This is a genomic window from Shewanella scandinavica, assembly GCF_031932065.1.
GTDB classification, from domain to species: Bacteria; Pseudomonadota; Gammaproteobacteria; order Enterobacterales; family Shewanellaceae; genus Shewanella; species Shewanella baltica.
Map to the genome: position 1 here is coordinate 38,742 of NZ_JAUOES010000030.1, position 20,778 is coordinate 59,519.

General features: G+C 42.3%; 18 protein-coding genes. 4 read left to right on the forward strand and 14 right to left on the reverse strand.

The features are described from left to right. Positions 1-151 precede the first annotated feature (151 nt). The 6 genes from Q4Q50_RS19470 to Q4Q50_RS19495 all read right to left on the reverse strand — a co-directional run bounded on the left by Q4Q50_RS19470 (position 152) and on the right by Q4Q50_RS19495 (position 7,429). Positions 152-1,165, reverse strand: coding sequence for a hypothetical protein (locus Q4Q50_RS19470; RefSeq protein WP_311900729.1), 1,014 nt, complete (start codon positions 1,163-1,165; stop codon positions 152-154). Positions 1,166-1,273: 108 nt separating this feature from the next. Beyond that, positions 1,274-3,262, reverse strand: a complete 1,989-nt coding sequence (locus tag Q4Q50_RS19475) for a GMC family oxidoreductase (RefSeq protein WP_311900730.1) — start codon at positions 3,260-3,262, stop codon at positions 1,274-1,276. Next, positions 3,259-3,789, reverse strand: a complete 531-nt coding sequence (locus Q4Q50_RS19480) for a hypothetical protein (RefSeq protein WP_011846712.1) — start codon at positions 3,787-3,789, stop codon at positions 3,259-3,261. Before Q4Q50_RS19480 ends, Q4Q50_RS19475 begins: the two co-directional genes overlap by 4 nt. Before the next feature lie 19 nt (positions 3,790-3,808). Next, positions 3,809-5,125 (reverse strand): hypothetical protein, encoded by a 1,317-nt coding sequence (locus Q4Q50_RS19485; protein ID WP_311900731.1) that lies wholly within the window; start codon positions 5,123-5,125, stop codon positions 3,809-3,811. Between the two features lie 765 nt (positions 5,126-5,890). Then, positions 5,891-6,607 (reverse strand): SDR family NAD(P)-dependent oxidoreductase, encoded by a 717-nt coding sequence (locus Q4Q50_RS19490; protein ID WP_311900732.1) that lies wholly within the window; start codon positions 6,605-6,607, stop codon positions 5,891-5,893. A gap of 336 nt (positions 6,608-6,943) precedes the next feature. Further along, positions 6,944-7,429 (reverse strand): DUF2938 domain-containing protein, encoded by a 486-nt coding sequence (locus Q4Q50_RS19495; RefSeq protein ID WP_311900733.1) that lies wholly within the window; start codon positions 7,427-7,429, stop codon positions 6,944-6,946. Positions 7,430-7,518: 89 nt separating this feature from the next. On the opposite strand from Q4Q50_RS19495, the gene Q4Q50_RS22405 reads away from it, so the two are divergent. Together Q4Q50_RS22405 and Q4Q50_RS19500 are read left to right on the forward strand one after the other, a co-directional pair. Next, complete coding sequence (locus Q4Q50_RS22405; protein ID WP_342901238.1) at positions 7,519-7,656, forward strand: MerR family DNA-binding transcriptional regulator; 138 nt, start codon at positions 7,519-7,521, stop codon at positions 7,654-7,656. Then, positions 7,653-7,898: a MerR family DNA-binding protein gene (locus tag Q4Q50_RS19500; protein ID WP_311900734.1), complete on the forward strand. Its 246-nt coding sequence runs from the start codon at positions 7,653-7,655 to the stop codon at positions 7,896-7,898. Before Q4Q50_RS22405 ends, Q4Q50_RS19500 begins: the two co-directional genes overlap by 4 nt. 788 nt (positions 7,899-8,686) lie before the next feature. Here the strand turns inward: Q4Q50_RS19500 and Q4Q50_RS19505 are convergent. Together Q4Q50_RS19505 and catB are read right to left on the reverse strand one after the other, a co-directional pair. Beyond that, positions 8,687-9,298 (reverse strand): HD-GYP domain-containing protein, encoded by a 612-nt coding sequence (locus Q4Q50_RS19505; protein WP_253724265.1) that lies wholly within the window; start codon positions 9,296-9,298, stop codon positions 8,687-8,689. Between the two features lie 120 nt (positions 9,299-9,418). Beyond that, positions 9,419-10,060 (reverse strand): type B chloramphenicol O-acetyltransferase, encoded by a 642-nt coding sequence (catB, locus tag Q4Q50_RS19510; protein ID WP_012196996.1) that lies wholly within the window; start codon positions 10,058-10,060, stop codon positions 9,419-9,421. Between the two features lie 841 nt (positions 10,061-10,901). On the opposite strand from catB, the gene Q4Q50_RS19515 reads away from it, so the two are divergent. Then, a complete protein-coding gene (locus tag Q4Q50_RS19515; protein WP_012196994.1) occupies positions 10,902-11,480 on the forward strand; it encodes a DUF2913 family protein in 579 nt (192 codons plus the stop codon). Between the two features lie 150 nt (positions 11,481-11,630). Beyond that, complete coding sequence (locus Q4Q50_RS19520) at positions 11,631-11,957, forward strand: type II toxin-antitoxin system RelB/DinJ family antitoxin (protein WP_311900735.1); 327 nt, start codon at positions 11,631-11,633, stop codon at positions 11,955-11,957. A 446-nt stretch (positions 11,958-12,403) separates the two neighbouring features. Here Q4Q50_RS19520 and nadS read toward each other — a convergent pair whose 3' ends face one another. The 6 genes from nadS to Q4Q50_RS19555 form a co-directional block, all read right to left on the reverse strand. Beyond that, the gene (nadS, locus tag Q4Q50_RS19530; RefSeq protein ID WP_012196992.1) at positions 12,404-12,691 is read right to left on the reverse strand and encodes a NadS family protein; all 288 of its coding nucleotides are present in this window, start codon (positions 12,689-12,691) and stop codon (positions 12,404-12,406) included. Next, the gene (locus Q4Q50_RS19535) at positions 12,688-13,023 is read right to left on the reverse strand and encodes a type II toxin-antitoxin system RelE/ParE family toxin (protein ID WP_012196991.1); all 336 of its coding nucleotides are present in this window, start codon (positions 13,021-13,023) and stop codon (positions 12,688-12,690) included. Before Q4Q50_RS19535 ends, nadS begins: the two co-directional genes overlap by 4 nt. 233 nt (positions 13,024-13,256) lie before the next feature. Continuing rightward, positions 13,257-14,642 (reverse strand): tetratricopeptide repeat protein, encoded by a 1,386-nt coding sequence (locus Q4Q50_RS19540; protein WP_311900736.1) that lies wholly within the window; start codon positions 14,640-14,642, stop codon positions 13,257-13,259. A gap of 1,036 nt (positions 14,643-15,678) precedes the next feature. Then, positions 15,679-16,362, reverse strand: coding sequence for a DUF6933 domain-containing protein (locus Q4Q50_RS19545; protein ID WP_311900737.1), 684 nt, complete (start codon positions 16,360-16,362; stop codon positions 15,679-15,681). A gap of 409 nt (positions 16,363-16,771) precedes the next feature. Further along, positions 16,772-18,985: an amidohydrolase gene (locus Q4Q50_RS19550; protein ID WP_311900738.1), complete on the reverse strand. Its 2,214-nt coding sequence runs from the start codon at positions 18,983-18,985 to the stop codon at positions 16,772-16,774. A gap of 198 nt (positions 18,986-19,183) precedes the next feature. Then, a complete protein-coding gene (locus Q4Q50_RS19555) occupies positions 19,184-19,459 on the reverse strand; it encodes a S24 family peptidase (protein ID WP_012196987.1) in 276 nt (91 codons plus the stop codon). Positions 19,460-20,778 lie beyond the last annotated feature (1,319 nt).

Here is a 20,778-nt window from a genome sequence, read left to right on the forward strand (position 1 = left end):
CAGCTAAATTCTTCGCAAGTAGACAGACTCGACAAGGCGCAGAAACAAGCGCGACACAATCAACCTAGATTCAGCCTTATGACACCAACATAACGAGTAACGCTCTTATGGAATCTGTCTAAGCTGCGCTGCGAGGACGGCGTTAGTCATCTTATTGTGAACGGCAGTAGTTGATGTTGGTTACAGCGAGCGCCTGTGATTTTAATGCAATACTGCATTCCAATGGCGGCGCAATTGTCTCTAAGGGGCCGCAACGTCCCATACCATAACTCGCAAACTGATTGGGGTTAATGTCAGCATGGAAGAACTGATTCGGAACCCGCACCTTTAAACCACTGTGTTCACCCAAAGAGTCGGTTAGTTGGTCGCCGATACTCATTAACCAAAATACCTTTCGCTCAGTTTCCAGCGCCTCGCGCACAATATCTTTATATGCAACATTGGGTGCTGGTGTGGGTAAATTACTGCACACCAGCTGTTTGGTGTTGCGTGAAAAATAGGTGAACCTATCTACGACCTTGGCATCAAGGCCCATGTTATTTTCAAGCCAATACTGAGTGGGTTTAGCACTTTGGTTTTCACAATTACGGGCCGTGACAAAATAACAATCAACACCGTCTTTAAAACACCATTGTTTAGCAAAATCAACCACGCCCTGAATTGCTGGCCCCTTGCCCGTTAGGTCGGAATCAATTGCAGCGCTAAATTCCAGTGTATTATCAATATCAAACATCAATGCTGGCGTTTTTTTCTGCTGTTTGAGTGCATCGATTAAGCCGCTTTTTTTAAAGGACCACATCAGATCATCTAACCGTTTGCGCAAGGTTTCAATATCAGTGGCATACTGGGATTGGGCTCCATAGTGAGAAAAACCAGCACTATCCTGCGTGAGCTGATAGTAGTTTTGGTCATCGCTATTGGTCATCAACGGGCTGGGTGCGGGCACAGTGATGGGCTTGCAGTTATTGCCATCAGCATCGCATTGCGCATCTAAACAGATTTTCTCGGAAGCGCTGTATTGATTCGCCGCCCCAATACGCACATCTAATTGCGATTTATCGCGGGTCAACTCGCGGTACAAGCTGAGCGGGTCAGGTGTTGTTGAATGAGCACTGCATGCGCTGAGAAAACAGGATATCAGCAGTAATAAAATACTATGTTTCATCGTGATACTCCGATAACAGAGTGATATTGAAAAACCGCGCCGATTTAGCACGCGGTTCTTTACAGGCAAATTAAAAGCCGGTTAAAGGCTTTAAAAAATAAAATGGCATTAACTTGCTTTGAGATCTGCTAACACATGATCTGCTGCCTGAAATGCCAACGCTGCCAAAGTGAGAGTGGGATTTCCCGTCGCAACCGTTGGAAACACGCCGCTACCGACTAAAAACAGATTGCTATGATCCCAAGATTGCTGGCGAGGATTCACCACCGACGTATCTTTACAGTCCCCCATTCGATACGTCCCCACAATATGTCCAGCACCGTAAAACGTAAAATTGTTGCCCTGATATTCAAAATTATTCGACGTCACCTCACGCTTATCACCATAGAAAACCGGCGCAGGCGGAGCCTTGGTATATTCGCGCGCACCAAGGGCATCAAAGAGTTTGGTCGAAATATCTTTAGCCGAGACAAATGCGTTGCGCACATAATCTTCGCGGACTCGGTAGGTTAATTTTGGGCGCGGTAAACCTAAATTATCAGTCAAGGTCTCAGACAGTTCGACACGGTTTTCCGGATCAGGCAATTGCTCAATTAGATAGCCCATACGAATTTGCCGAGTGTAAATACCATTTAAGGTATTCACCAACGAGGCGCCAAATAAGCTGCTATTTGCAGGTATCGCAGGATCAAAGCGCAATGGAATACCCTGTTGATTGACAGAATCCCCATTTAATTGCGAATTATTTTGACCAAATATAAAGTCGGCTAAGGTAGTGAATGGATCGTTCGCAGCCCACTGCCAACCCTCATTGCCGATTTCAATACGATAGGCGGCACGGTCTTTACGAAAGGCGCCATCGCGTAAACTTTCAATGCCCGCAGTAGATAGAGGTCCTCGAAAACCATAAACAGGATCTTTCGCCAATCCCCAGGCCAAATACATGATGTGATCCATCAAATTACGCCCAACTTGATCGCTATGGTTGGCGACACCGTTCGGACAGGCTTTATTACGCTTAGACATGAGCAATAATTTAGGCGTCTCAATTGCGTGAGCGGCAATCACATATTTTTTAGCCGTAACAGTACCGCCGCCCGTCGCTACCCCTCCGTGAGTTTGATAGGTCACATAATCAATACCAACAACATCCTTTGTATTTTCATCCACTTGAACATTTGTCGCGACGTGCCGATAAAATACATCAACATTGCCGGTTTGCAATGCTCGTCCGAGCGTCACACTGGCATCGTATTTGGCTTGGATTGGGCAAATAGGAATACAATTTGTGTTACCCGCACATTGACGGCGTTCACCCGGTAATGAATTACGCCCTTGAGGGGTTGGCGTAACTGACAATTTAATCTTGTCGTACACCATATCGCTCACCGCTTGTTCGTATTGTTGATCGACTAAAGATGAAACAATGCCGGGCATGGGATAATCGTAATTCGCGCCATAAACGCCATCCGGTGAAACATTAAATCCGCGATAAAGCTGATCCATCGCCTCTTTGTCACCGGCGACGCCAATCTCATTGGTCGCCTGTTCATAGTAAGGAACCAGCGCCTGATAAAATTGTTTTCCACCGGGCCAATCCACGCCCTGCTTATACTGGGTTTGCAATTCAAAATCATTGGGCAATAGATGTAAACTGGTTCCTAGCCAATGCCAAGTTGTGCCGCCGCCAATGCGCTCATAAGAACTGGCAAAAGCAAACTTTGCTTCAGGGCTGTCTGGTTTCAAATGCTCAGGCTGCGGTGTGTAGTCGAAATAACATTGCTTTGGATTGCGCCATGCGCCAATTTGCAACACGGTATAACGCGGCACATTTTCCTTCGCAGGATCAGGCAGCCCGAGTGGATTATCCGCCGTCGATGCCGCTGGATTTTGCGTAGTAGGAGGATAAGGTGATTCAGGTGTTTTGGCATTGGCTTTAAAAAAGGTTTCCATGTAACCACTGCGGTCAACAGGCACTTCCTGCCCTGCTTCGAGGATTAATACTTTTTTCCCCGCCATCCCCAGTTGATAAGCCATGATAGAGCCCGCAATACCAGAGCCCACAATAATGACATCGTAATTGGTTTGAGCGCTCATACTGCACCTCCTTGATGACCCGTATATGCCGACAGTGCTGCGGGTGGTTTTGCCCAATAGCCGTAACGATAATTTGAATCCCCCATAGGATGAGCCTGCATAACTTGCCAGACTAGGCCCGTGGTATAACTTTTTGCCGAAATCATATCGCTAACCGTGGTCTCCGGATCTTTATCCGTCGCGGGAATAATGGTTGGCCATGCACCTGAGTACCACATAAAAATCAATTTACGACAGGCCAACACAAAATTCGTCCCGTTGTCTGGCGCCAGCATTTGCGTGCCAATTTGTTGATCTGATAATTGCTGCGCTTTTAACGCCGCATATTTTTGCAGAATAGTAGTCACTAAGGTTGGGTCCTTCGATTCTTCGGTTATCCTTTGCGTAAATACAGGTAAGTATTCGGATTTAATATCCACGGGATCCAACGTCGGGGCAATAATACTGGTTGCAAAGCCGGTTAATACCGCGCTCAAACCAATAAAATTATTCATAGTGTCGGCAGTCGCGCCTGTAATATCAGTCATGATGAGTTCCTTTCATAAATTATTGCGCGCGTTGCAGCAAGTAAGTGAAATCAGCAAAATTACCGTTAGTGGTTGCCGCATTATTGTGACAAGCCATACAGCTGCTTGATGTTTGCTTTACCGAACCCTGTATATAAGTTTCGAGCGTGGTGTTCGCTAAAAATGAGGGAGCAGGCACGCCCGTTGGATCGGTGGGATTTTTAGCATCGGTAGGCCATTGCGTACTGACCAATTCGTAATTCATCCATACCGATCCCGGCACCACAGCGTCGAGTGCCGCGTGATAACTGGCATTTAAGGCTTTAGCGTCGGCAGTAATAGGAATGACGCGTTCCACTTGAGTTGGTTTAGTGTGCGGGTTTGCCGGATCCCACGGGCGTGCTGGGGGTTCATTGACTTTGCAGTCAGTACATTTAGCATCGTAAAAATTATATGCCGACAATGATGCTGACTCACCTTGGGTTGGCGCGTTAGCGACATGCTCAAAGGTAGACCAAATCCATTGTGGTTCACCCGTGGTTTTGTGAGCAATATGAAACCCCACTAGACCGACTTGTTCAAGCGCACACGCGGGCTTGACCCCGTGTTGCTCTTGGGGATTATTATAAACTAGCGCATAAGTCGTATAGTAATTCGTCGCATCAAACTTGCCGCCCATTTTTATCCATGAGGCCTTAAGCATGATAGAACCTACCTGCCCAGTTTTACTGTCGCTCGCGGTAAAGTCGACATCGGCATTAAACTGTTTCTGGCCTTTTTTACTGTAGAGGTTATTGTCCAAAATAAAATTGAACATGGTTTCATTGGTTAATATTTCATAACGGGTATAAAGCCCGTTTTGATCAATCAATGGACCCGTTGTAAAAGGCTCACCACTTTCATCCAACACATTCGGGGTCTTCCCTACTTGCGTTAAATAAATAGTCCCTTCAGGAATGGACTTGGGATCAATACTTTTGCAAACATCCGGCACATTATTGGACTGATCCCACCCAGGTGGTTTTACGCCATAGGGTAAAAAAATCTCCCGGCTTTCCTTCCAATGCAGCCACACTACTGGCTGGTTAGTTTTTTGCCCAATGGTGGACATGGTATTGGGTGTGCCATCGGCATTGGCAGGCCAATTCAGTGCGATAAAGGATTGCCAAGAAAAATCATCAAAATCATGTTGCAAACTCTCAAGAGAGAAAGGCGGTTTTGCAGCGATTTCCAATGGTATAACCGGGCTTAAGGTTGGTAAACTTGCGGCGGCTTTGGTAACGGCTGGCGATTCCGCTTGCACGGTCGCACTCATACACAAGAACAACGCACTATAACAAAAGTATTTGATATACATGAAATTAACTCTCCTTGTTGTTGGAACTTATCACTCACCATCACTACTGCTATAAAAACGATTAATCCTCTGTTGTTTGCCTAAGGTGCATAAGCCAGCCGAACTCTGCTATTTGCATAATTAAATTGCTATGACTTCATCTCGGACTCGTTCGATGCATAAAACACGTTCGATACAAAAAAATCGCGGTTTAGCTTGCTTTAACCTTACTTTGATAACGAAAAATATGAGTACTCTGCAGCATCTCTGCTACCTAGTGCAGATCTCAAAGTACAAATCGCGTGCAGGACTTAACCTCTGCCAAGTCCAGATAAATGGGTATAAAAATGCGATTGAAGTTTATTTTTGAGCGCCCCTGCTGATCTAAAGAACAGATCTGAAGCGACTGATATGGATAATGATGAACGTCTTTCATTGAAAATCCTTTTCATGACAGCGTTTTATCACGATACCTTGAGCCTAGATAATTCAATTAAAACCAGATGCTTAATTGAAATCCTGTTAGCTCCGTGAAGGATAAGATACTCCTGCATTATTGCAGTGAAACTAATTCTATTCTGGTAGAAGAAAAGTTACCTTCTGAAAACATGCTAAGTTAAAAAATTGTTTACAATTGACTTATTGTCAAGTTTGAAACGGGAGATTTGTTGGATTTGCAGAAAGGAAGAGGCTGTACCTAAACTAAGGTATGGTTACTTGGTAAAGCGGGCATATTGCATGAGCCAGCGCATGTAACGCAGCTGGCTCAATACTGTTTATCAAGACTTAAAATCTTTCATCACGAATCGCCGGAAGTACCAGTTCACGTACATAAGATGCATCTGACAAGCTCAGGAGAGTTCGAACAAGGTTGACAACATCGTGCACTGGCACAAGGGTGCCATCGCCTCGCTGAGCTGCTTCGTCAATCGATGTGGCAAGCGTATCCTCCGTATTGAGATAACCCAGCTGCAAGCAAGTTACAGCCAGACCCTCTTCTCTAAAACCCTCACGTAATGCATCACTTATACCGGTAAGGGCAAATTTTGACGCACTAAACGTCACTTCTGGACGCCCGCTTTGGCGTAGTCCAGATGTTGAGCCCGTAAGGATTAACTGAGGTTTAGCAGAGTTGAGTAATTTAGGGATCAAGCGCTTAAGCAGAATAATTGTGCCCGTGATATTAATGTTTACCATATCGACAATACTTTGATCCTCATCGCCAAGGAAGCTGTACTCGTCGGTGAAGGCTGAAGGTTCCCATACTCCAAGATTATAAATGAGCACGTCCAGTTGCGCCGGAGTTTGCTGCTCAATCAATCGAACGGCTTCTAATGGCGAACTCATGTCTACATTAATCCATTCGACCTCAACGCAGGCGGGTAAATTGAGATCGCTGGGTTGGCTGCGTGAAACACCAATAACAGTGTCACCCGCAGTACATAATCCCTCAATAAAAGCGCGGCCAAGACCTCTACCCGCTCCAACAACCATCAATTTCATAATGTTAAACTCTCCATCGGATTGAAACCATTAACGAGTACACAAACGTATTTATGCTAATAGGCCAGTAATACGCACATGGTTAACTATCCGTATTAAATTAAACTGAACCGTTTGCAATTGAGCATTTGCCCCAAGGAAATAAGGATGCCCCCAAAGTTATCACTCACATTGATGCAATAACTCTGTTAACACGCATTATGGTGGTATCAAGCAGCATTAAACTTACTCAACTTACAATGCACTCCGCTTTGAGCACTACAAGATCACTGAAATCAATCGGCACAGGCAAAGTAATAAAGCTTAAGGATTGGCGTTTTGCACAACCTTGAGTAATTAGAGTAAATATTTAAGGCTTAAGGCTGTAGTAAATAAGCCGACACCATAGACGCTATGGGTCAACAAACTTAACCCACGTGCTTTCCATGGAGAAGGCGTTTTACTTGCAGCAACCCCGAATCCAAGACAAGGTTGAATGAGACAAAAAGGGAACACTAGGGTCACAACACCAGTAAGTAGCGCAGGAATTAACGTTGGCTCAGATAACCACATATCCCCGAAAATCATTACATGAACCAAAGCGAAAATAATACCGCTCAAATAATGCAGCAACCAACCTATAAAAGCTTCTCCTCTCACTGATGGAGTCACCATAATAGGTCGATGAACCAGCTGGCCTCTGTAAATGAACATAAACCAACGTCCCACAAATGCATAGTCAAGCGTTGGAATACGAAGTACATTTCTTTGCCACCATGACCATACATCCATCACTAATGTGGCACCAGTGCCCACTAACATCGCCTGTAGCCAAATTGCCATTGAGTACTCCACTTTGTATTTGTTCCTGAGATTGATATAGTTCAGGCATGGTACAACTTGAAGTCGACTTTAAGTCAAGAGTGCATTTTATGGATATTGCAGATGTTTCACACGAATCGGGATTAGCTCCTTCAACACTGAGATATTATGAAAAATTGGACTTATTCAATCCATTGGCAGAAAAGGACTTAGACGCCAATATGCCCCTAAGATCATTAATAAATTGAATATCATCACACTTGGTCGTATTGCAGGCTTATCATTAAACGAAATAACGACGATGTTTAATGAATCCGATGAATTGGCCATTGACCGCACTTTACTGGCGCAAAAAGCCTCTGATATTGATGTAAAAATTAAGCAACTGAAAGCAATACGAGATAGTCTTAACCATGTCGCGAATTGCCCACAGTCTGATCATTTAGCCTGCCTCTCATTTCAAAAACTCATGAAGTCGGCAAAGCCTTAATAGCTTTGATTAAGTAGAGAAATCAATCACTTGCTCTATTTAAAAGCAGTAGTATCTTTAAACTAGATAACACTTAGATGGCTTACAAGACCATTAGGCCATAGCGATATCACAATGATTAAAAAACATTATTGCAAATGGATACCTAAGGACTCACTAAGAATGGCTAATCGTATCTCTGAAATGATGGGTTTTAGTGAGGATAATAACGGACTAGAACACCCTGAAATGGTCCCAAATAGGTCCCAAAGCAACAAAGGGAACCAGTAAGATACTGATTCCCTTTGCTTTAATTTGGCGGTGAGAGAGGGAGTCGAACCCTTAACTGTGGTAATGGTGCCCTGTCATGTACCTGATATTGCAACGAATTAACAATTATCAGGGGGACCATTTAGGATGCAAAAGGACATAATTTTGCCCAGCTTTTGCCCAACTTTTTCCTCGTTTAATGTCACTTACGATATAGCCCATGTTTCGCCAAAAGTTTGGGAGCAAACCTGTTAAGTCGGCTCCTTCAAATTCCCCACAGAACAACTCACTTAATGTTTTCACATTAGAAAACTATTAATAAAATCGACAACCACTGCAGTCCTATCAGCCCAATAAAATGCTGGTGACTTTACTGACCAACTCGATGCAGCACGAGTTGCTCATCAAGACTTAAGCTCAACTGTTAGTATTCTACTACGGGACCTTCAAAACCGTAGATCCCACATGAGTTAAATGGCTCGTCTCTTGGGCTAGTGCGGCGTTCAACCAGATAGTCTTTCAGTAAGCCTAAGAATGAATCAATAGATTATGTGTATCGCATTCTTTAGGCGCTCCCCACCATCGGCAACAATAGCCATAAAAGCCTTACAAACATCTGGATCATAAAGATGTGAATTATCAGCTAACTCACTTATGACTTTTTCTATTCCAAGCGCCCTTCTATAAGGTCTAGCGTTCATCATTGCATCGGTTATGTCTGAGACAGCTAAAATTCTAGCACCTAAGCAAATTTCATTGCCCATCAACCCATTTGGGTAACCACTTCCGTCCATTCTTTCATGATGCTGCAAAATCATTTCACGAACTGGCCATGGAAAATCAATGCCAAATAACAATCCATCGGCCCTTGCTGCATGGGTTTTGATTAAAGCATACTCTTCTGCAGTGAGATGGCCATACTTAGATAACAGCTCATTAGGTATGGCTGATTTACCAATATCATGCAACAAACCAGCAACGCGAATTCCTTCGACTTCAAATGCACTTAGTCTCATTTCTTGTCCAATCATACGAGCAATGACCGAGACATTATTTTGATGGTGTACAGTATATATATCACTCGCAGCAATTACTGATGATATGCTCCTTATAAGCTGATATAAAAATAAATCTCTCCGCTTATGATTCATTTCCTTCCTCCAGAATCTAAACAGTACACGCCTACTGACGCACAAATAAAGGGCCAATTAATGGTTGATTAAATGTAAAGGTGATCGAAACCTAGCCAAATGTTAGCAGTATCGCTTGATTTACTTATTATGCGATGTGTGTACTTCCGACTGCCAGTAATCATAAAGGCCTTCAATATCAGATGAACAAAGTTGTTTCATGCCGCCTTTAAGCTTTGAGTCTGGCCAATCCCACCACTCCATTTCAAGTAGCATCGCTATTTGTGACTCTGTGAAGCGAAATTTAATATGCTTGGCAGGGTTCGACCCCACGACTTCGTATGGCGCAACATCTTTGGTCACTACCGCACGACTTGCGATGATTGCACCGTGACCTACTTTTACGCCAGACATAATCATAGCCTCAGAGCCAATCCAAACATCATTTCCTATGACTGTATCACCTGCACGCTGAAAGCCGTCTTCAGCATCGACAAAGTTTTCATTGTCCTGATAGAAAAACGGAAAAGTACTGACCCAATCGCGTCGATGCCCTTGGTTACCTGCCATCATGAATATTGCCCCTGAGCCAATTGAGCAGTAACTTCCAAGAATCAACTTGTCTACATCATCTCGGTCAGGATTGAGGTACCGAACGCAATCATCGAAGCTATGCCGATGATAATAACCAGAATAATAGCTGTGCTTACCAACAATAATGTTTGGATTAGTTACTTGTTCAAGTAAGGTAACTCCTGAAAAAGGAGATTTAAAGTAGTTCATATTTTCAATTTTCCCTAGAAGTACATAACTCCGCCAGCATGCGAGGATTTGTGTGAAGGCGAAGCCGTAACGGGAAATACGTCGCACAGTGCCAGGCCATGTGTACGCCCAGCATGGGCATTAACTAATGAGGTGAAAGTCCTCTGCAGGAGAGCACCGTTCAATAACGTGCTGTTATTAAACGTTAACTACTAGCGAATGGCAAGGGCAGGCAGCCGTTAAAAATGAAACTGGCCGAGATCCTGCAACATCCTCATATCGAAGCCAACAAACTTAGAGATCTCCCTGACTGTTACAAAATCAAGTTGCGCACATCAGGTTATCGCTTGGTATATTAGGCGTTGTTGCCTAAAATCATAATATAAAATCAACATTGTAAAACCTAACGAGAGAATGCAAGTTTGAGCCAAATGGTTGCAGATAATATCCAATTCCCTTAGTGGTTTATGTGGTTTATGTGGTTTATGGCATGTTTTTTGGGTAATTATATGTTTAGGCAACAACGCCGGTATACCACGCACAAGATGAACGCATTACCGTGTTTGTAGTGACCGTAGGCAAGCGTGAATCAATCTGCCCTAGAGTGATTAACATAGGGGAAAATTCAAAGGCCCAAGAAGGGCTTTTTAATAATATCATTGAGTGGCAAGTGCTGCGTAGATTTTAGGAGCTTCTTGAATCGTCGCAAGCACTTTGGCTGCTAATCCTGCTAAATTGCGGCGTTTACCTTCTCAGCTTTTAATTGGTCAATTTCACCACTTTGGTTGTTCAGCTAAAAATAGCCATAAAAGGCTCAAAATAGTAAAATAGCTTATTCTTTGTCTACTTCGTTAAGACGCACTTGGATACCTACGATATTTTTAATGACGTTCTTGATAACGCACTCTTACATCTCTATATGAGCGTGGCTGAAACAGAACGCTTTACTCCTAAAGCAAAGCGTAATGACATTTTGGTTCGCTATCTAAAACCAATGATAAAAGATAAGCGCTATCAGCAAGCAAAAAAGGAAATAAAGCGCTTGGTAGCGCTAGGACGTGTTGCGTCATGTGACTTAGAGTCAAAGCTTATTGAGCTTAATGAATTGTCACAGCGCTATGATTTGCAAGCGACTAAAGCGAAACAGTTGTTTGACTTATTGACGTGCATTGAAACAGAGTTAGCCCTCCCCGCTCGATTTCTAAATGTTGCTGATAATGGGATTAAGTTACCTAACACCATTTACATGCTGCAAGAGCATATCGATAACGGATTCACCCTTGCGGGTGAGCAGATCGCACCAGTATCACTGTTTTTAGAGTCCGATAAGGTGATAGGTGTCGTTGATTTAATTAATGCCGCAGGCTTGTTCCTAGCCGAAATACAACAGTATAGTGCTGACGTAAAACAAGGTCATATTTTGCTGCACCCTAAAAAGTAGGCATATGTATTGAGCGACCATTAGTCCGGCCGAGCTGTTACAATCTGACACTTTGCAAGGTTTGAATCAGTTATCTAGGGCTTTAGTGCTGCAATAAAGCCACACCTATGTTAAATGCCTTACTCTTACTATCCTTAAATGGAAATGTAGGTGATCTCTACATCTGCAAAGCACTCTTTAGTGTACCGCTTTACTATATTGTACGTACAAACGTCATTACACATTAAGGTGAGTATGGGGACTATTAATATTCGCATTGATGACGAGCTTAAAGAGCGCGCTTTTTCAGCGTTGGAAAAGTTAGGCGTAAGTCCTTCTGAGGCATTGCGGCAAATGCTTGAATATGTCGCCACAAATGGCGCTTTGCCATTTAAGCCCGTACTGCTAACAGCAGAGAATGAAGTCTTGATCACCTTGGTTAAAGAACGTTTAGCGAGCTCTCGAAAGGGGATCGAGGTTTCGCTCGATGATCTATAAGTTAGAGTTTGATCCCCGCGCACTAAAGGAATGGAAGAAGCTCAAAGTCCCATCAGGCAGCAGTTAAAAAAGAAACTGGCCGAGATCCTTCTACATCCTCTTATCGTAGCCAACAAACTTAGAGATCTCCCTGACTGTTTCAAAATCAAGTTGCGCACATCAGGTTATTGCTTGTATATCACGTACAAGATGAACGCATTACCGTGTTTGTAGTGACCGTAGGCAAGCGTGCACGATTAGCTCTGTATTCAACAGCAGAAAAGCGCCTTTAAAGGAGGCGTGAATCAGTTCTCCAGAGATTTGATTCACTCAAGGGCAAAAAAGCCCCGTTGGAAGGAAGATACAGGGCGAAATGGGTCTGTTTTAAGGCCAACATGAATCAGACTGTCCTAGAGCGATTCACATAGGGGGAAATTCAAAGGCCCAAGAAGGGCCTTTGAATAATATTAGTGAGCGGCAAGTGCTGCGTAGATTTTAGGATCTTCTTGAATCGTCGCAAGCACTTTGGCTGCTAATCCTGCTGGGTTGCGGCGTTTACCTTCCCAGCTTTTAATTGTGTCTAAACTGACCCCCATCGTGGCAGCAAATTCGGCCTGAGTAACTTTAAGTAAATCTTCACGGATTGACTTAACGTCGGCAACCTCATAACGAGTTACTCGGGCGGGCTTTTTGAGACCATGATGAATTTCTACCGCTTCTTCAAGGGAGGCTTGAAGTTCGTTAAATATATTCATTTTTCCTCTCCTTTTAATGATTGAACTATTTGTTTTAACTTGGCCTTTTCTTCCGCAGTTAGGCTATCTTTAACTGATTTTGGATAAGCGAGTACTAGGTAAATTTTGTCGGCCAGAGCAAGGACGTATAGCACTCGCATACTGCCACTCTTTCCTTTGTTGCCTACAGCCATTCTAACTTTTCGTAGACCTCCTGTACCCTTGATAATATCGCCTTTATCTGGCTGAGCAATAAGCTCTGCTTGCAAATCCTTTAGTTCGTCATCTGTTGCAAGTTCCTTGATCTGTCTTGTAAAGATCGAGGTTTCGACAAACTCAATAGCATGGCTCACTAATCAAAATCCTTATGCTACCTCAAAGGTGTACAGTGTACACTCTGATTCTGTATTAATCAACACAGGGCGCTTGTCATTGATAATTAGGTCCACACTCGTCGAAACTGTTTTAGTGAATCTGTCTGGTGTAGAGTGATTCACTAACTGATTTTTGGACATTTCTGAGTTGGGAATAATACCTAGCTCAGTCGTTTAATATGAGAAAAAGTATCTTGAAACTTCAAAATTGGTTAAGCCCGCATTGTCAACACGTGCATTTTTAAACTGGCAGAGACTTGATGTTTTGGATCTAGACTAAGTGCAAGTTCACAATCCGACACAATATTTTGCACTACACAATTTAGTTCACTGCTATTCCTACAGAACCGGAGTAATTCGTAGTTTGCCGACGCTCTATTATGGTATGGAAGAACTTGTTTATTATCGATATTTACAGCGTTCCCATTACAATTGACTGCGCCATGAAAGCAAGTTTTTTTGGCAACCAAATCCTCAGTCGCATGCCCAAGGTAGCAATACGCTATTGCCATGTTAGTTTGAACACTGTAGTCAGGCTTATAGTCATTAATAAGCAAACTAAAGTGTTCAACAGCTTTTTCTAGTAACTTATAGCTCTCTTTAGAGCCTTGGTTTTCAGCCGCTATCCCTAAGTCTTTGTAACAACACCCTAATAGGTAGTTTGCTTGAAAATAGACTTGCGGATGATCATTAATTTTACTTCCCAGCGAGGTGATTTTTTCGATACACCGTTGATATTGACCTGCCTGATAGAGGGCATATGAAAAGTCTATTATTGCTTCTTCTGAACTAATTGAACCAATTTGAACTGGCAACTTCAATTTATATTTTCTTAAACAATCATCAAACTCACGAAATTCAAGCCCAGTTAATACCTCCACAGGTTGGATTTTTAGTTGCGAGTATATTAGCCCAAGTTTAGCTTCATAAAAATAGAAGCCAAAACCGTTTTCATCGCCAGTCCATGCATAGGAGTATGTGTCGTTTTTTGAGTTTGATACTATAGGTAGCAATGTTGGAGTGTTAAATATTTCAATACGCCCCTTAAATTGTGAGAATACGTGCCTCTGTGTATACCTAAACTCACCATTGTTAGAGATTGATGAAATACAATATCCACCCACAGACTTTACTTTAGAATCAGCAATGACGATATTCATTGCTGATTCTAACTCATCTAAACCTGAAGAGTGTTTAATGTTCCTCGTTAAGAGTTGATACCCGCCAAAGTCTCCAATATAAGCAAAATTTTGCGGCGACACTTGTGCTTCTGATATTTTATAAATTATATTTTCAATGGCATCGCAAACTAAATAATCTGTATTTTTAGCGGAGCTACTTGTTGATAAAACATCCAATATTTGACTAATTGAAAAGGAACTAACTTTGATTTGATCGAATGCATCCTGCGCTTCCACACTACAACCTGCAAAAGCGATAGCAACTTTTTTATTATTAACTAGGAATAATTTCAAACCACCATTCTTCTGATAGTCAGAATAAGCTGGTAGCTTACGACTTGGTTCGTGATTAAGCCTAGTATCGCTAACAAGGCAGATATTTTCAGACATATCTTTTTTGGCAAATATCAAACTCATTCAAATCCAACCTATTTTCGAATATCGTTTAGGGCTTAATGCTTTTTATACGGCGCAAAGCCCCACTTTATGGATATATGATACGGTCTTTCTTTTGATACTTCAAAATGAAAATCAATAAGTTAGTGAGGAAGTCAATAGGTCAGATTTCGCTGTTTGGCATAGCTTTAAATTTTACTGAATTTGGATAAATTTTAGTAGGGAAAACGCACGACCAATAAATCGGACTGAGTGTTTGCTCTAAACGATTTTGGGGCACAAACGAGCCAGTACGCAATGCCAACTCGCTTTTAGCCATATAAAGCAATCCTACTTTATCTGGTTAAAATGACTTTATGGATATCATTAGTTATATGCGTTGGTGGAATCATTAGAGCTAAAGCGACAGACACCTTTTTGGTACGGTTCTATTCAACAACAATATCCAGTTTTCTACCAATTTGTTGTTCTTCCAGACTGAGGATACCCATGAATTACAGGGAGTAAATATAATTGCTTTCTTTTTCCCTTCTCGAATATATGTGACTTCAACATATTTTAAAGGTAAAGGTTTCGCTGTTCGTGGGTAATACCCAGAGCTAATATCCGTTATGGAATTCAGGGGGATCTCACATAAGTCTTTTTTGCTTATGAATGTTACAGACTTAGACGTAAGCTTTAGAGACCCCTTATCGGTGTATATATAGAGCCATCGGCCTATAAAACTTCGCATATGTTCTGATGTAGATAGGTAACAACTATCTTGCTGTACTGTGATTTCTTCCATGACTTCTCGATGATACTTTGCAATTGAGCACTTGAATCGATTCTAGCGTCAGACCAAACATTGTCAATTAGTCATTTTTAACTTTGAAGGCTCTGTAAGTGAGAGCAATTCTTTGATCTGGTTTTGTTAAGAACAGCGATAACACAGTGTCTATAATTAGAAATAATTAGGTCTTTTGCGATAACTTGAAACACGTTTTGGGGCATAAACGTTTCAGTAAGTCAATTTTTCAATTTACTTTTTATAAAATTTACCCTGACCCCACTAAATTTATTGTCTGTGATGGCTTAACACGATGACATTACTCATATCCACTGGTTGAGGCTTTGATGTCCACTGTTGCCACTGGTTAACAAATTCTTCATTAGGGAAAAAATGCTCCTTTTTGTGCTTACTATTACGGGGAAACTGACCTGAAAATAAGTTAAAGCCAAGTAGGTCAACATCTTCAAGTAACATTCCATCTTCATAGCAGTGACGTTCAAGATGCCAATGAACGTCATTTAGGTGAGCTTGCACGCTACGGTCACTTCGAGGGTGGAAGGCACAGTCATTAACCTCTCTGTCATAATGGTCAACACAGTTTTCTATCTCGACCGTATCAACACCACTTTCATTGGCTAGACTGAGAAAACACGCCTTTAGCATTGGCTCAAAAGTGTTGAGAAATTGATAAATATCACCTTTCTTTCCTGCTACTACTGTTATACAAAAACGACTTTGATAATCCATCGCCATTAAGTATTTTTTGCGTTTGATGGATACACAATGTAGTACCCACTGCCATTGAAATTCACCATTTTTGTCGGTATCAACACCGTTTGGAAAAGCAGGCGTTTCAATCGACTCTGCGATGGTTTTATGTGGCGCAGGCTCTAGATCTGAAACCTTTTGGCCTTGACGCGTAACCACAAAAAACTCTACAGCGGCTTTGGTGCAGTTAAAAACTAACATTTCGTATTACCTATTTTTGATAGCGCTCACCATCTTCATGATGTTCTATTTTTACTCGCATTACATGCTCACTCATACTAAATTTGAGGAATATTTTATGGTTTATCGCATTATAATAGTTTAGGCAATGAGGATACTGAAAAATGTTAGGGAAAGCATCGCTGAATTGGAATGGGGCATAAACGTGCCAGAACTGATCGGCCTGACACGAGTTTGGTCCAAAGCGCGTGAGCACGAAGCTCACGCAAAATGCCAGCGTGTTGCGCATGAATCAGACTAGGCAAGTCTGGTTCATAAGCTAGCATATACAATATTATGAATTTTAATCTCTAAGGTCGTGGCCAAATTCAGTTGACCATAATTGATAAAAGAAGGAGCACTTATCCCCTCCAGCTTTTAAGGTTTAAGGCTACCAGGTCGCCATATTGTGATCTTTTATAATGTTACAGTTTGGTGTTGGGCGCACAGCGTTTGACTCGGGGTACTTCCAAATGACTTGCTTACCATTTAGGAAAGTACAAGAGACCGCAATATTATGAATTTCTGTGGGCTTGGCTAAGGTTAATGGATTTTTGGCAAGTACAACCATATCGGCCAACTTACCTTTCTCTAATGACCCCAGTTTATCACCTATATTGTGTTGCATCGCTGGGTGTAACGTCACAGCCAAGAGTGCTTGGTATGGCGTAAGTGCTTCATCAATATTGATGAGAGGTTTACCCTCGCCAGACAACTTTGGATAAGCCCAAGTATTGCGACTCACCGCTTGCTCAACAAACCATAAAGGGTATAAGGGGCTTACTGCCATGTCACTATGTAGTGACAAAGGTATGCCTTTTTGCCACTCGGTTTGTGTGGGATCTATGTGTTGTGCCCTTTTTTCACCGAGCGAGTTAACTAAAGATGCTCCCCAATAAGCCACATGGCCAATAAGGTGGCTAGTGGATAAATTAGGCAAGTCGTCTTTATTTCTCAGCGCAGCAATTTTTTTGGGGATAGTGAGGGGATCTTCGCTGTCACCATTTACGGTTGAATGTATTAGCACACTGGGCAATGCTTTAAATGAAGGATATGTCTTGCCAAGAGAATTTAAGGCATCAATGGCGTTGTTAATGGCGCTGTTGCCATTAGCGTGAATGTGAACATACCAGTTGTTTTCAGCATATTTTTTTAAACGCGCCTCCATGGCTTGCTTGTCATAGTTTTGATGACCTCTGTCATAGTCACTGCACAACCCCTTTTCGTCGTAATCTTGCCCAAGATAAGCGCTACAACCTTGGGTTGAACCATCTGCCCATAACTTCACCCCTTCAGCGGAAAACAAGCCGCTATCAAAAGAGACTTTCTGTGGTAACTGATTTTTATCTAAAGACTTTTCATCCCATTTAGCATCCCAAGTGTATAAGGTACGCAGGCGTGTTGGCATGTCACTACGGCTAGCAATACGCTGATAACTCTCTATGAGTGCCTGGCTTGAACCACCACCTTCAGCAAATGTCGTTACCCCTTGTTGCGAGGCAATATTGAGCACTTTGAGCATGTCTTGCTCCATTTGCTCAGAAAAGCGTGCTTTGGTATCCACTGGGGCTTTAGCAAACCAGTTAATCAGTGGCCCAAGTAAGGGATAGAATGAGGATTCTTCTTTTAATAAACCTGAAAAGACCCATTCGCCACTGCCAGGTTTAGTCTCAACTATGCCCCACTCACCATCAGGAAAGCCAAACTGATAGGCAGCCATTTTTTGTGACAACACCATCTCTTTTGCGCTGCCTTGACACACAATTTCATGCCCTAAATATTGGTTAAAAAACGTGTCATCCTCAGAACTGAGTGTAGAGATCCCGGTTTTTTCCATATAGGCTTTTTTGCTGATATCAAAGGTTTTCCCACAAATGCCTGATGCTATAAAAGCTTGTTCATTGACATAGCCTAAATGGCCGGATTGGTCGAGAATAAACGCCGGTGATGCTGAAAATGCATCAGGATTATATTTAATGAAATAACTGGCGGGATAATGTAAAAAATCTTTATTGGCATTAAGGCCAGCGGCTTTTTCAGTCAACAACATTCTAGAGGGATCCATACCATTACCTATGAGCCAGCCATCGATAGCAGTACTGTTCGCTAGGGTGTTAATTGCCTTATCAATATAAAGTAGGCAGTTATCTTTCTTGTCTTTCTTACCGGTGTTGTAGAGCCACTGATAGTCTTGATAATACGTTTTTTGATATTTATCCGGTAAACACGGCATTAAATTGGTAAATTTCGCCCCTGCTACCGTGAGCTGCAAATGGGCGTGGGGCTCAATAAAACCAGGTAACAAGGTTTGCCCTTTCAGATTTAAATAATCGACTTTTTTGCCTTTTGGCACCATGGCCTTAATATCAGCATTTTTTGCGATAGACTCAATGACATTGCCTTTAACCAGCAAAGAATAGTCCTCGTTATAAATGTATTTATCAGGTTTTTTAGCTCCTTTCATGCCCGCTTGCATACTGATGATGGTGCCACCACCAATAATAAGGTAAGCGTCCTTATCGACTTGAGTATTTGCAAATCCTTGGGCGGCATAGGACAGCGCAAATAACGTAACTAGAGATAATGGATAGTTAAACGATTGCATATAGATCCCTTCAATATAGTATCTTCCTTAAGGACACACCTAGGCGCTGTGTATGAACTAAAGCTTTACACCTAAGTACGCAGTTGGCTAATGAAGCCACGATGTAAAGCCTAGCTGCTTTTACTTTAGTATGCACATCAATCATTTGACTGATTATGTACTGGTCAATCCAAACTGGGCACTTTTAATTGAGAATTTTCAAATCAACAGGCGGCTGTTCACAATTAACAAAATAAAGTCAGCTCCATGCTGTGCAGTAATATGCCGATCTACAATCAGCAAATCACCATCATAAATCCCCTCACCCAGCATCAAATCCCCCTCGGTAATCTCCACATACGTGGAGCTAGGATGCTGCACAAGTAGCTCATCAAGACTTAAGCTCAACTGCTGGTATTCTGCTGCGAGACTTTCAAAACCACTATTCCTTGCATACTTAGAGGCAGGAATAAAAAGAAGATAATGCATAATCATATCGAGTACTGCGTAAAATCACCGTCATTGCATGCAGTACTTCCCGGTTAGCAAATTTTGAATGATTTAGTTATCAGTTAAGTGATTTTGCAATAAAGCTAGAACGAAACGATATGCCTAGGCGGCGACGCTCTGATGTATTCAGACTAAAAGTAGGTTTCTCCCCTCACTGTTCTCCACTTTATATAGCAACTCACTTACCAATAGAGGCAAAATATCGGCCCATTCAACAAAGATCAAAGGATCACAAAATCGATTTGTTAAAGTTGGTATATCCGAGCACACCTAATTTTTGCCCCTCTGAGAAAGTAAGGAAAATAATTATTTATAATCAAAAACATATATAGCGTTCAAAATTATGAACGCCCTCTAAAAGCCCGCTAATAAAACAACAACCAACCCCTCTAAAATCCTCATATGTAGTGAAGCACTGCGTGTCGCCGCCCCCGCAATCAACCGCGCCAGAAGGACCCGTGATGATAATGGTTCGCATCTACATCGAGTTGAGAGTGATTCTCATCACCATAAGGTGTCGCGTTCGCCTTCAATCAAACCGTGAGTATCGGCGAGACACAAAATCCGCCCATCTGAAAATCTAAATTCATCATAATTGCACATGATCATCGCTCCCTTTCTATCCATGCATGATGACTAATATAGGTAAAGTGACACTCGGTTAAAATGAGCCTAGTCCTAGACAGAAGCAATTCACCTAAAACCGTCTAAAACCGTTTAAAACCTTGGCTTTTACCCTCTTAACCCTATTGCCAATATTTAACACCAAAGCAACAAATGCACACTATTGCATCCTCCACTAGGGTTGATGCAATGACTCGTCTGTAGCCTTACTGCTGCATGGGCTAGAGTGCTCCCAACTTTTTGAGGCTATCTAGGGATTATCTAGGCCGCATCGAAAAACGGTTGAACCATATTGGTGCAACACACGGAACAACACCCATTGAATAGAAACATATCAATAACAATTCAGATTAAGGCAGCATGAGCCTAAAAACGCGTTCAATCACCCAGAAACAGTGTGCAGATCATCCCAGTTCGCCTGCTTTCGATGACTAAAAACGGGGAGCGGATAACGCCTTCGCAGGATGAGGCCGCTACCGAAACAGTGAGCGGAATAGAAGGATCCATTTAGGCGCCATCAATTCACCCAGAACTGCCAAAAACCTCACATTTTGCCCTACCCTTTACGCCCTTCAGGTGTTAACACAAAAGCAACAAAAGCGAGCCGTTGCATCCTCCTCTAGGGTTGATGCAACGACTCGCCTGTAGCCTTACTGCTGCATGGGTTTGAGTGCTCCCAA